The sequence below is a fragment of the Coleofasciculus sp. genome, from assembly GCF_046539235.1.
In the GTDB taxonomy this organism is placed as follows: Bacteria; Cyanobacteriota; Cyanobacteriia; order Cyanobacteriales; family Coleofasciculaceae; genus Coleofasciculus.
The window spans coordinates 1-13,033 of record NZ_JBKHHI010000170.1 but is presented as its reverse complement, the minus strand read 5'-3'; the positions used below and the strand labels follow the sequence as shown (position 1 = coordinate 13,033).

General features: G+C 44.2%; 9 protein-coding genes. 7 read left to right on the top strand and 2 right to left on the bottom strand.

Annotated elements, in window-relative coordinates:
- Nucleotides 1-104 precede the first annotated feature (104 nt).
- The gene (locus tag ACLFWI_RS16040; RefSeq protein WP_446413750.1) at nt 105-1,199 is read right to left on the bottom strand and encodes a RuBisCO accumulation factor 1; all 1,095 of its coding nucleotides are present in this window, start codon (nt 1,197-1,199) and stop codon (nt 105-107) included.
- Between the two features lie 217 nt (nt 1,200-1,416).
- Here ACLFWI_RS16040 and ACLFWI_RS16035 point away from each other — a divergent pair, with 217 nt between their 5' ends.
- The 4 genes from ACLFWI_RS16035 (at nt 1,417) to ACLFWI_RS16020 (ending at nt 6,695) form a co-directional block, all read left to right on the top strand.
- Nucleotides 1,417-2,358, top strand: a complete 942-nt coding sequence (locus tag ACLFWI_RS16035) for a response regulator (RefSeq protein ID WP_446413749.1) — start codon at nt 1,417-1,419, stop codon at nt 2,356-2,358.
- A gap of 149 nt (nt 2,359-2,507) precedes the next feature.
- Nucleotides 2,508-3,215 (top strand): bifunctional demethylmenaquinone methyltransferase/2-methoxy-6-polyprenyl-1,4-benzoquinol methylase UbiE, encoded by a 708-nt coding sequence (ubiE, locus tag ACLFWI_RS16030; protein WP_446413748.1) that lies wholly within the window; start codon nt 2,508-2,510, stop codon nt 3,213-3,215.
- A 624-nt stretch (nt 3,216-3,839) separates the two neighbouring features.
- The gene (locus ACLFWI_RS16025; protein ID WP_446413751.1) at nt 3,840-5,075 is read left to right on the top strand and encodes a DUF445 domain-containing protein; all 1,236 of its coding nucleotides are present in this window, start codon (nt 3,840-3,842) and stop codon (nt 5,073-5,075) included.
- A gap of 234 nt (nt 5,076-5,309) precedes the next feature.
- Entirely contained in the window at nt 5,310-6,695 is a 1,386-nt protein-coding gene (locus tag ACLFWI_RS16020) for a DUF2079 domain-containing protein (RefSeq protein ID WP_446413747.1), read from the top strand.
- A gap of 292 nt (nt 6,696-6,987) precedes the next feature.
- Here ACLFWI_RS16020 and ACLFWI_RS16015 read toward each other — a convergent pair whose 3' ends face one another.
- On the bottom strand, nt 6,988-7,521 hold the full coding sequence (locus ACLFWI_RS16015) for a retropepsin-like aspartic protease family protein (protein ID WP_446413746.1): 534 nt from the start codon (nt 7,519-7,521) through the stop codon (nt 6,988-6,990).
- A 322-nt stretch (nt 7,522-7,843) separates the two neighbouring features.
- Between ACLFWI_RS16015 and ACLFWI_RS16010 the strand changes: the two genes are divergently transcribed.
- From ACLFWI_RS16010 to ACLFWI_RS16000, 3 genes are read left to right on the top strand one after another with little or no spacing between them, the layout of a single operon-like run.
- Nucleotides 7,844-11,083, top strand: coding sequence for a response regulator (locus ACLFWI_RS16010; RefSeq protein WP_446413745.1), 3,240 nt, complete (start codon nt 7,844-7,846; stop codon nt 11,081-11,083).
- Nucleotides 11,049-12,461 carry an adenylate/guanylate cyclase domain-containing protein gene (locus ACLFWI_RS16005; RefSeq protein WP_446413744.1) on the top strand — a complete coding sequence of 471 codons (1,413 nt, stop codon included), beginning with the start codon at nt 11,049-11,051 and terminating at the stop codon, nt 12,459-12,461. The genes ACLFWI_RS16010 and ACLFWI_RS16005 overlap by 35 nt, the downstream gene beginning before the upstream one ends.
- A 1-nt stretch (nt 12,462) precedes the next feature.
- A complete protein-coding gene (locus ACLFWI_RS16000) occupies nt 12,463-12,840 on the top strand; it encodes a response regulator transcription factor (RefSeq protein ID WP_446413743.1) in 378 nt (125 codons plus the stop codon).
- The last annotated feature ends 193 nt before the right edge of the window (nt 12,841-13,033 follow it).

Sequence of the window (13,033 nt, the reverse complement as noted above, 5' to 3'; positions counted from 1 at the left end):
ATCAACCATCAACCATGAACCATGAACAATGAACCATCAACCATCAACCATGAACCATGAACAATGAACCATCAACCATCAACCATGAACAAATGACATAAGACTTATTCGTCTATTTGCCATAGATCCCGACTCAACGGTTCATCAAGAATTTTCTTGGGACGCAACACCAGAATTAGCTGTCCCAGTAATGGTATATCCGGCGGTTCCGAAAACCACTCAATTGCTAATGTCCCCGATTGATCAATCATAAAATAACTATCGGCATCCCATTCTGGTGTTTTGCGGTCAACAATTAACAACACCGCTTCTGATTTTTGATTTTCTTGCTTAGGAAGCTGAGTAATATTACTCAAAATTGCCACAGGCTCTTGTGCTTTTGCCACGATTTGCCAACCGGGAATGGCAACAATCTGTTGCTGATGGGTAGAATCGACAATCTGAAACGCCCCCTTTGTCTTCACCGCCTCCACTTGCTGGAACTCAGCAGTGGTTACTGGAAATTCACCCACCAATGGGATCAGTCGCGGTAATTGTTCACTCGCTTCCACGCGATAGAGGGGCAAACGGGGCGCTCGACGGCGGTTTCCCCCGAAGGGTTCGGTGAGTAACTGCTCAATTTCTTGACGCGAAGATTGGCTATGAGCAAACATTAACCCCCGTGCGACTAAACGCGATCGCTCCTGTAAATTCTGCTGTTGTTGGGCAAGTTTCCAGTATTGGTAAGCCACAGCATCACCCGGATGAGCCGAAAATCCTTCCGGTAGGGTACGGCGACGCGACAGATCTTTCATCGCTTTTGCCACCTCACGGGCACCATCAGCATCCAGATTTCTGGCAACAATAAACTCAGCGGCGGCGGCTCGTTCCGGTTGGGTGAGAATCCGCAACTCATAGAGGATATCACTCCCCGTCCGCTCAAAGCGCGATCGCACTGCCTCCGATACCCCAGCTTTGACTAACGTTTCATAGACCTGAGATGCTACAATGACTTGATTCTGTTGAATTGGCTCAAACCCCGTTTGTTCAAAAACGGCTTGGGAACTATAGCCAGCACTTTGGAGTTGTTGACAGGCTTGTCCCCACTCCACCCAGTTACTTTCTTTGCGCCTGAGCAACTGAATTAGAGCATCAGCATCTACTGTCTCTGAGTTAGCTTGAGGATTATGGTGAGGATTTCCAGGTGATCTTTCAGTCATAATGGGAAGAAAAGTTTGCCGTATTTTTTGAGTGATCAGATGTCTCAAATTTCTCGTGATTAAATAGTAATAGATTTGAGCGAAAACTCGCTAGGGTTAAATAAAAAGCTTAAGGTTAAGATAGTTGACATCTATTGGGCAAGTCCGAAAGCCAAAATAGCCTTCCCCTTGTGGCTCGCCGGTTCAAACTTACTCGCTGGGAGTTTGTTGTAGTGTTATGGACAAGGTGAACCCTAATTTTGATAATATCACTCGTCAGTTCATGAGTTTGGAGCGATCGCAAAAACCGAAAATGCTTGTGGTGGATGATGAACCCGATAACTTGGATCTCCTCTACCGCACCTTCCGCCGTCACTTTAGCGTATTCAGGGCTGAAAGTGGCGCTGAAGCCCTCTCTGTTCTTGCTAATCAGGGAGAAGTCGCCGTGATTATTTCTGATCAGCGGATGCCAGAAATGAAAGGAACGGAGTTTTTGAGCAAAACCGTCCCCCAGTTTCCGGATACCATGCGGATTATCTTAACCGGGTTTACGGATGTGGAAGACTTAGTGGAAGCCATTAATGCCGGACAAGTCTATCGCTATATTACCAAGCCCTGGGACCCAAACGAACTCAAAACAGTTGTAGAACGGGCAGTTCAAACCTACGAACTCCTGAAGCAACGCACCGAGGAGTTGCAGCGAGCTCATGCTCAAATGGCACTGATGGAAACCCTGGTGCAAGTGGCGCAAGAGTCAGAAAGCCTAGCAACCAGCTTGCCCAAAATCGCCCAAGTATTTAGCGACAGCTTTGGCACAGACACCTGTATCCTGCAACTCGTAGAAGACGATCATTTGATAGATGTAAAAGGTACACACAGCCAAGATGAATCCCTTGTCAACCCCCTAGAATCCGATCCCCTCTTGCCAGACGCGATCGCTAATCGCCAATTACAAGTCTGGATTAACGCCCCGGGTGCAACTCCCCAAGACGCCACAGAGTATTACCAGAAAATTGGCATTAAAGCCCACCTGCTGATTCCAATTGTCCACCGCAGCGAACTCCTAGCTCTACTCTCCCTCCAATGGCAACAACAGGCGCGTAAACTGAGTGAAGATGAGCTAAAACTGATTCACCTATCCGCCCAGCAGGTTGGTTTAGCGATCGCAACCAGTCGTTGAGTGTTGAATCTGTAGGGGCGGGTTTAGGGATTTCTGTGGCGTGGTTGATGATAAAGTTTGTGCAAAACCCGCCCTCATCTCCCCCAGCTTCCCCTGTTCCCTGTTCCCTGTTCCCCGTTCCCTGTTCCCGAACCAATGACGAATGACAAATGACAAATGACCATACCCCATCAGAAATTCGCCATTTATTCGATCGCATCGCCCCAGTTTACGACCAACTCAACCAGTGGTTAAGTTTAGGTCAACACCGGATCTGGAAAAAGATGGCGGTGAAGTGGTGCGATCTAAAGCCCGGTGAGGTTGGTTTAGATTTATGCTGCGGGAGTGGTGATTTAGCCGAACTGCTAGCCCGAGAAGTGGGCGCAACGGGTCAAGTGTATGGGGTGGATTTTTCCCCAGCGCTACTCGCGATCGCGCAAGCCAGGGCAACTTTTCATTATCCCCCCTTAACCCTTCACTGGATTGAAGCCGATGCTCTCGATTTACCCTTCCAGGATAATTTGTTCCACGGTGCCACCATGGGGTATGGTTTGCGGAACGTTACCGATATTCCCGGTTGCTTGCGAGAACTGTACCGAGTCCTCAAACCGGGGGCAAAGGCGGCTATCCTAGACTTTCATCGTCCTCAACATCCAGCCCTACGTCAGTTTCAGCAATGGTATCTCGACACAATCGTCGTACCCCGTGCCAAATCCTTGGGCTTAGAGCAAGAATATGCCTACATCACTCCCAGCTTAGAGCGATTCCCCAACGGAAAACAGCAAGTTGAGCTTGCCCACCATGCGGGATTTAGCCGTGCTACTCACTATCCCATCGCTGGGGGAATGATGGGCGTTTTGGTCATCAGGAAACCGTAGCGTCTTGACGGGGTGGGTAAACGACTTGAGGAATTGACAGGGTGTAGGGGTGTTGGGTGTCGGGTGTGGGGGTGTCGGGTGTCGTTTAGCTTTTTTACAAAATAGCGAAGGTGAAAGCCCTCGTGATGTATCCGAGGGATGAAACGCCCCTTGAACAAAAGTTGAGCGCAGTCCCCATCTAAAATCGCAAGATTTAGGTGGGGTTAGCGAAACACTAACAATTTTGGTAGAATTCCGACAGGTACGGCGGCATTTATTTGTTCGGCACGACCTACAGAACCTAGAAAACTTAAGATTAGGGGTTCCAGTAGAGATTATTTGTTACAATAACGCATCGACTGGGTAAAAATCTTAGTGCGTTTTTATGGCTTTTTTAGTCTTAGCTCCCTAGTAGAAATAGCAGGGAGGAGTGCCAAGGCAGAAGTTCCTGGTATTCACCGAGAACAGCGGCTCTTCGTGGTAACAGCAGGAGAGAATCCCCAACTAGATTGCAAGCAATCTAGTTGGGGTCTGTTCAACCGTAGAGCCTACAATGGGGATCAGGGATTGGGGATTATAAAACGCCCAAGTCAACCCTTTCCACCAATCCTTGCTTGTCCATTCTGTATTACGTCGGTTGCTGTTTTGAATTTATCGAACCTGTGGCTGCTATTCTTACCTCCAATCGCGGGGGGAATTATTGGCTATTTCACTAATGATTTAGCAATTAAAATGCTATTCCGTCCCTACCGCCCCATTTACATTGGCAAGCGGCGGTTACCGTTTACACCCGGTTTAATTCCCGATAACCAGGAACGCTTAGCGAAACGGGTATCCGATACCATCATGGGTTCTTTGTTAACCCCGTCGGAGATGCAACGACTAGCACGGCGTCTACTGCATCGGGAACGGGTGCGTGGGGCAATTCTGTGGATGCTCAATCTGACGTTGGAACAAGTCCAGTTGGATAAGGAACAGAAAACGGCTAAGATTCTCGCGGCTATCCTCCACGACTTATTAGGAGAATCCCTGCCCCGTTTACTGAAAGTTTTAGCCCGTCGCGAGGATTTTTTAGAAGCCCAGCTTAACCAAATTTTTGATCAAATTTTGCTGGAGTTTCAACTGAATGAGCAACAATCGCAACAGCTTTCCCAGTGGATTTTGCAAGTGGCATTACCGCCTGATGTGCTGCGTCAAGGGATTATTGATTTTTTAACCGATCGCAATATCCAAATCATTGATGAAGGGTTTCGCGAGAAGACAAGTGGCACCTATTGGATTGTCGCCAATTTATTTGGACTACGCAATACTCTCACCCGTTTGCGAACCTATTGCTTAGATGAGAAAGAGGAAAGCAATGCGCGTCTGCAAGAATTATTGGCCGCGTTGGGTACCCGTGAACGGCTACAGTTATGGCTGCAAACTCTATCCCTACAAAATTTGCCTGTGTCTACGGTGCGACAGTTACGCAAAACCATGCGGGATGCGGTACGTACCTATATCCGAGAACAGGGTAGCGAATTTTTGCAGGGTTTAAGTCAATCCATTGATTGGGAAAAGGTCGCGGTATTAATTTTAAACAGATTGCGAGAGTCGGCGATTATGACTAGCTCAATGGAATTAATTAGTCAAGAACTGGCATTAGTTTTGGAGCGTTATCTGGAAGAAGATTTAGAAAAACTGGTGACTCAAGTTATTCCCATTTTATCCATTGATCAGCTTATTGTAGAGCGGGTAAGAGGCACATCACCGGAATCCTTAGAAGTTGCCGTTAAAGTGATTGTCAAAAATGAATTACAAGCGATTGTTAATTTAGGTGGGATTTTGGGTGTGGTTATCGGACTATTTCAGACGGGATTAATTCTATTTAGAGGATTTTGAGTTAGGAAACTGTTCTCCCTGTTCCTCTAGAGGGGCGGGTTTAGTCAACGTATCAGTCTGTAGCCATCCGTTAGTTGTGAAACCCGCCCCTACAAACCCTGCTCTCCTATCCCTGATTGGGTTGTGGGGTGTCGGGTGTCGGGGCAGGTTTTACGGTTAAGTCCGATAACTTGACGAAACTGGCTTTTTTAGGAGAATAGTGTTGACGTTACATTATAACTCCCTGCAAGTAGTATGGCAACAAGTCGGTCTCTTAATACGGTTAGGTCTGCGATCGCGGTAAGTGCTTTAATACTATTGATATGCAGCAGCTTACGACATGCCCTATTTCAATCCTCTGCTTTGGATTTGGGCTATTTTGACCAGGCGACTTACCTGATTAGCCAGGGACAAACCCCGATTGTTTCCTTCTGGGGTTACCATTTTATGGGCGGTCATGCGGATTGGATTCTCTATGGACTCGCTTTACTGTACAAAATCCATCCCGATGTCCATTGGCTGTTTGCTGTGCAAGCCATTGCTTTAGCTGTCGGTGCTTTACCCACCTTTTATCTCGCCCGTCAAGCAGGATTAAAGGAGTCCCAAGCAACAGCAATGGCAATCGTCTATCTGCTGTATCCATTAATTTTTAATCTCAATCTATTTGATTTCCATGCTGAAGTTATCGCTTTACCCGCTTTTCTAGGCGCAGTTTTGGCGGCGCGGCTGAATCGTAAGGGTTGGTTTTGTGGGGCAATTCTTTTGATTTTGGCCTGTCGGGATGCTTTATCTCTGACGATAGCCGCCATGGGGTTTTGGTTGTTCGTGTTTGAGAAAAAGCGGTGGTTTGGTGGGATTGCTTTAGGGACAGGGATTGCCTGGTTTTTGATTGCTACTCAAGTGATTATTCCCGCCTTTAGACCCAATGGTGTTGAGGCTGTCTGGCGCTATGCTTTCTTGGGAGATTCGGTTCTAGAAATCGCCAAAAATCTGCTTCTCAAACCGGGGTTAGTATTGGGGAGAATTTTTACCTTGCCTAACCTGGAATATTTGGCTTTGTTGTTCTCACCTCTGATTTGGGGACTTTCACCCCAGCATCTCACGCCTTTAGTCGGTGCAGTCCCCACGTTGATGATGAACCTGATTACCGACTACCAACCCCAAAAAGATTTAATTCATCAGTACTCTTTACCCGCACTGCCTTTTCTCTTATTAGCTGTCATTTCTACATTAGCCGCCGGAAAGGGATGGTTACGCCACCAACGAGGCATGATCATCTGGTCATTCGTCGCATTTTTAGCGTTAGCCAAATTTGGTTATTTTGGGTCGATATATTTGGAAACTATCGATAGTTGGCAAGCCACGAGGGAAGCCATTGCTCAAATTCAAACTAAAGGTTCTGTTTTAGTTCCTGCCCAAGTTGCTCCCCATTTAACTCATCGCCCTGTGGTTAAGCTGGCAACCTTCGGTGCGGAAATGACTGAGTTAGGGGAATTTGATTATGTACTATTGAATCAGCGTCATCCGGGTTGGGGAAGTAGTCCAGAGGTGGTTAACCATTTGTTAGAACGGTTAAAAAATACACCTAAGTTTCAATTAAGTTATCAGCAGGATGATGTTTATTTGTTTACCCAAAAATGAATTAGGGTATGCTGCAGGGAGTTTTATGGTGAGGGGAGGGAACTGCTTAACAGGGAACAGGGGACAGTTTCAACCTCCTGTTGGGGGAAGATTTTGCAATCGCGGAGGTGAAAATCCAATGATTTTGAACGTAAGGGTGTAAAAACTTTGCACTTTTTGGGTTTAAAAATGGCTTCATACAAAATCCGGGTTAGCTACCCCCGTTATAATCCAGTCCGCGCAGGCGGACTTTGTTTGTGTAGCAGCGATTTCAATCGCCTCCTCTTGCTGTTACTTGCCTCACCATTCCTCCCTACCGATATCTAAGTTCGATCACATTTTCTTTAATGGTCACATCGTAGACACCAAAAAATCCTTGTCCTAATAGTCCGATATCCAGGTATTGATTAATCGTAACTTCCGGATTCGTGACTTCAATACCGCCGACGGCGACAGAATTAACGCGACCTCGGGGAACTTCGACTTTGCCACCCGCCGTGGAGGTGATAACGACGCCTTCGGGTGCAACGTTTAATACTTGTGCCATTGAAGGGGTAATCGCAATTCCAGACGCCCCTGTATCGAAGAGCATTTCAAAGCGGCGGTTGCCATTAAATTGAACATCAACGACCGGAATTCCGGACAATCGGCGTTTGATCGGAACTTGAATCACCGAGGGTGTATTGCTACCACTACCACAAAGGTGACCCAGATCAATGACATTGCCGTTGCTGTCTTCTAGGTAGCAGGGCAAATCACTCTGGGAATGGGAGATACTGGTAGATGAGATAATTCCTGCGATCGCGAGGAATACAGGTAAGACTTGGCGGGATAAATAGCGTTTCATGGTGGTCTTGCGCCCAGTTCGGCAGCAATCGTTGTCAGTCGTCCAATTTTCTATTTCTTAATTTAACCTACAACAGGGGGGCGCGTCCTCTGTTCAGCTTATCTTAGGGGTTGTCAGGGAACAGAGAACAGAGAACAGGGAACGGGCAATACGTAATTGATTCGTCTTAGCTGACCCATATTTTAGCGATGATCAGAGTGAAATAGATTGAACAGGTTACTCATCCGGATATCTGATCGAGATGATGTAGATATTAATAAAATTTCATGATTTTCCGTTTCAACGTTAAAACTGTCTGTATTAAACGTTCACCCAGTCTAAAATGGCTTTTCCTATCTTTTCCGGGCAACAATCTATCACACGGCGAACGCTGGTTAATGTAGCCTTAAGGATTGCTGGAGTTATTGTTGTATTAACAACCTGGAGTTATTTTCACACCTTATCGTTTTTTGAAGCTGAAGCATTGGAACGGGTAAAAAAATATGTGTACGAACGAGGTGAACGGGAACGTATCCTCTTCTCTATCGCTGTAGATAATCATACGCTTCTCAAACAAGAATTACTCAAGCAACTAAAAGAAACCGATTATAATTCCTACAGTAAATTTAATCAACTCTTTGTCGAGTGGTCTGATGGTGTGATTCGCAATCGACCAAAAGATCAACCTCCGGACAAGTTCGACACCCTTGAGCAGGCGGGGGTTTATATTGATAAAAACCTGGTCATTGATGCAGAGGTTCGACAGCGAGTTCTTGCCTTTTACAACCTAACCACAACCTATGGCTCAGTTTGGCATCATCGTTTTATCAATACCTACATTACTAGCCCCGACAATATTATCGCTATCTATTGGCCCCGAACGCCCTGGGTGCAACGAGCTTCGACTGAACTTAATCTACAAAACGATAAAAAAGCTTATCGTGCTAAAACCCAAACCAATGCAGAGTCAAGTACGGTATGGACAGGACTTTACTACGATCCGCAGGCTCAAGATTGGATTGTCTCTGTGAAAACACCTGTTAGTTTAGATGGTGAACATATTGCCACAATTGGACATGATTTGACTCTGAATCAACTGATGAATCGCATGATTCAGGATCAGACAGAAGGCGGTTATAATATTCTTTTTAGCGGGGATGGTCATCTCATTGCTCATCCCGATAAAATCGATGAAATCAAGCAAAAAAAGGGGCAATTCAATATTATTGAATCCGATGACCCCCACCTGCAGCGTATCTTTGAATTGGTCAAAGACATAACCCCAGATCAAGTCATCATTGAAAATACTAAAGATAATGAATACTTAGCTGTCGCCAGAATTGATGAACCGGATTGGTATTTAGTTACCGTTTTTCCCCAGTCAATTTTAGCCAAACCCGCCCGGGACACAGCCGGATTTATTCTGGGGTTAGGAATTGTCGCACTTGTGCTTGAACTGTTAGTCCTCTATTTTGTCCTACGTCGCCAAGTTACGAATCCCTTAATTGAGTTGATGGGAGCAACGGAACGAATTGCGGCTGGAGATTTGAATATTCAACTGGATGATACTCGCAAAGATGAGTTAGGACGTTTGGCAAATCTGTTCAATTCAATGGCGGTTAAAGTCTACGTCCGTGAACAATTCTTAAAACAAGCAGAATCGGAAGCCAAGCGCTTACAGAAAACTGAAGCAGATACTCGCCAGCATGTTGAAAGTATTAATCAAATTCTTGAAGGTCGCGTTGAAGAAAGAACCGCTCATTTGACGGCTATTATTAATAATTTAGTCGATGGCTTACTGGTTACCGACACTCAAGGAAAAATATCTCAGTTCAATCCCGCTTTCCTCCGGATGTTAGGGTTAGGAGAACTTGATATTACGGATAAAAAGGGTCAAGATATATTAAGCAGCGAGTTAGTGGAATTAGTCACCCAAACCCAAAACCATCACCGGGAAGTCTTTACCGCAGAAATTGATCTAGCGGGGGGACGTATTGGCAAAGCTGTAGCCACCGCCATTGATAAAGTTGCTTTGGCTGATGGTGCGGTTGAGGAGTTTCTTGGTTCAGTTATCCTGATTCGAGATATTACCGTTGAAAAAGAAGTGGATCAGATGAAAACGGATTTTATCTCTACCGTTTCCCATGAATTAAGAACGCCGCTGACTTCGGTCTTGGGATTTACCAAAATTATTAAGAAGAAACTCGAAGATGTCATTTTCCCCCAAATCCAAACCGACAACAAGAAAATCCAGCGAACTGTTCGCCAAGTCAAAGATAATGTCAATATTATTGTATCGGAAGGAGAACGGTTAACGGCTTTAATTAATGACGTTCTTGATATTGCCAAAATGGAAGCCGGTAAAGTTGATTGGAATATGCAGCCGTTGTTGGTTCACGAGATTATTGAACGGGCAATTGCGGCGACATCCTCTTTATTTGAGACTAAACATATTGAATTTATTAAAAATGTGGAAACTGAGCTGCCAGAAATCTCTGGGGATAAAGATAGACTGATTCAAGTTCTGATTAATTTAATTTCCAATGCTGTTAAGTTTACTCAAAAAGGATCAATAACCTGCCGAGCGACACAAAGGCATAGTGAAATTATTATTAGTGTCATTGATACAGGTATGGGTATTGCTCCTGCTGATCAGCCTCAAGTCTTTGAAAAATTTAAGCAAGTTGGGGATACGTTAACAGATAAACCGAAAGGAACGGGTCTAGGATTACCGATATGTAAGCAAATTGTCGAACATCATGGTGGCAGAATTTGGGTCGAAAGTGAGCTAAAAAAAGGAAGTACATTTTCGTTTACGCTTCCCATTCATACTAATCTACCTGTCCAAGTAAATATGATGGATATGGACACATTAGTTAAGCAGCTTCAAGTAACGGTCACCCCTGACAACTCATCCACGAACAAGACTGCCAATAAAACAGTACTGGTTGTCGATAATGAAGCCTTAATTCGTCAACTGTTGCGACAAGAACTCGAGTCACGGGGATATAAAGTCCGGGAAGCTAAAGATGGTCTAGAAGCGATCGCACTCGTTAAGCAAGAACGACCGGATCTAATTACTCTGGATGTGATGATGCCGGAAATGAATGGCTTTGATGTTGCCGCTGTATTAAAAAATGACCCATCAACCATGGACATTCCAATTATTATTTTGTCCATTATTGAAGACCATGAACGAGGATATCGATTGGGGATTGATAAGTATATTACCAAACCATTTGAATCGGAACAATTGCTTCAGGAAATTGATTGTTTAATTGCTCAAGGAAGTTCTAAAAAGAAAATATTAGTCGTTGATGAAAATATATCCACCGTTAAAACCCTGGCTGATGTCCTAACCGCCAGAGGATATAATGTGATTGAGGTCTTTGATGGGGAGGATTTTAAAGAAAAAGCTATTTCCGTTAAGCCAGATATGATTATTGTCAATTCTGAGTTGTCGGAACGATATAATATTGTTAAAACCCTCCGCTTTGAAAAAGGACTAGAAAATGTATTTTTTCTCTTATTAGCGAATGAAAAAGCAGATGGTAACCATCAGTCTAAAGAAGTTGCTGAATAAAAAAGATGTTTTATCTCTGATTAAGGAAATGAGTACGGTCATGGAGACACCGATTCTGATTCAGGATACTCAGGGTCGTCTCCTTTTTGGTGAAGAAAGTGACAAGGAACTGGGAAATTATCCGGTCAAGCTGGCTGATGATATTATTGGTTGGATCACAGGGGGTGAAAAAGCCGCATCCTTGGCATCCCTCCTGAGTTATATTGCCAATAAAGAAATTCAGGAAAAAATGTTGGCGCGGGAAACTTTGGATAAATATAAAGAAATTAACATGCTTTATAATATATCAGGACGGTTAACCGCTTGCCTTGATCTCAAACAAGTCGCCAACTTAATCATTGATGAAGCCACCCGATTAATTAAAGCCACCAGTGGTTCACTCATGTTATTAAATCCCGACACGAGTGAGTTTGAGTTAGTCGCTGCCATTGGTCAAGAATATGACCCAAAAGCGCCCTTGGCATTGGGGAGAGGAATCGCTGGGAATTTAATTTTGACGGGTAAAGCCGAAATTATTAATAATGTGCAGGCAGATATTCGATTTGTCGAAGGTCGGAATCAAATTTACTCTCTGATTTGCGCTCCTTTACAAACCAAAGATGGTATCATTGGGGTGATTAATATTAGTCATCAAGAGCCAATTAATTATACGGCGGCTGATTTAAAGTTATTGACGGCTTTAGCTTCTCAGGCAGCATCTGCCATTGAAAATGCAATTTTGCATGAACAAAAACTAAAAGAAGAGCGGATTAAAAGTAATCTTGAACGTTATGTCTCGGCTAAAGTGGTTGAAGCCATCCTTGAAGAAAAAGATGATTTTTCTTTCGAGCCAGCTAAACGGGATATTACAATTTTATTTTCAGATATTAGAAATTTTACCACCAAATGTGAAGAATTACCTCCGGAACTAATCGTCGAATACTTGAATGAATATTTTACCCACATGGTTGATGTGATTTTCAGCTATGGCGGAACGGTCAATAAGTTTGTGGGTGATATGATTGTGGCAATGTTTGGTGCTCCCTCTCGCTTAGTTTACAGTGAGCAAGGTGCGATTAAAACAGCAATTGAAATGCAAAAGCGGATTAAAGCCATTCCGGTTCCTTGGATAAGGCAAAATTTTATTACCGGAATTGGTATCAGTTCAGGGGAAGTGATTGTGGGAAATGTTGGCTCTCCTCAGCACATGGATTATACTGCTATTGGGGATAAGGTCAATATTGCCTCTCGTCTACAATCTATTGCCAAAGGGGAACAAATTTTGGTGTGTCGCAGTGTCTATGATGTCACCTATAATCTGTTTGATTTTAAGGAAGTTGGCACTGTGCAAGTTAAGGGGAAGAAAAAGCCTGTAGATGTATTTGAAGTGATCTATTAAGATGGACAAGAAAATCTTGATTGTTGATGATGAACCGCATATTCGCCTGTTAATGGCACAAACTTTAGAGGAATTGGAAGATGAAGGCGTAGAAGTCCTGATTGCGGAAAATGGGGAAGAGGCAATTGAAACCATTAAACTGGAAAAACCGGATTTAGTGTTTCTGGATGTGATGATGCCGAAGATGAATGGTTTTGATGTCTGTTATGCTGTTAAAAATAATCTGGATATTAAAGATGTCTACATTATTATGTTAACGGCAAAGGGGCAAGAGTTTGATAAAGAAAAAGGGCAACAAGTCGGGGCGGATTTGTATATGACTAAGCCGTTTGACCCCGATGAAGTTGTCGAAAAATCCTATGAAATTCTAGGATTATGAGGGGGATAGTATTTCTTGCTTTTCACGGGATCTGGAAAACCTCTCTCCAAACCTCTCCCGACGCCTCTCCTACAAGGAGAGGGAAGCGGAATATATTTTTTTATTTGGAGAGGCTTTGAATTCTCCCCCTTCCCGGCAAAAAAAAGCGAAGCATCCTCTGGCTTCCCCATGCAAAAAAAGCGAAGCATCCTCT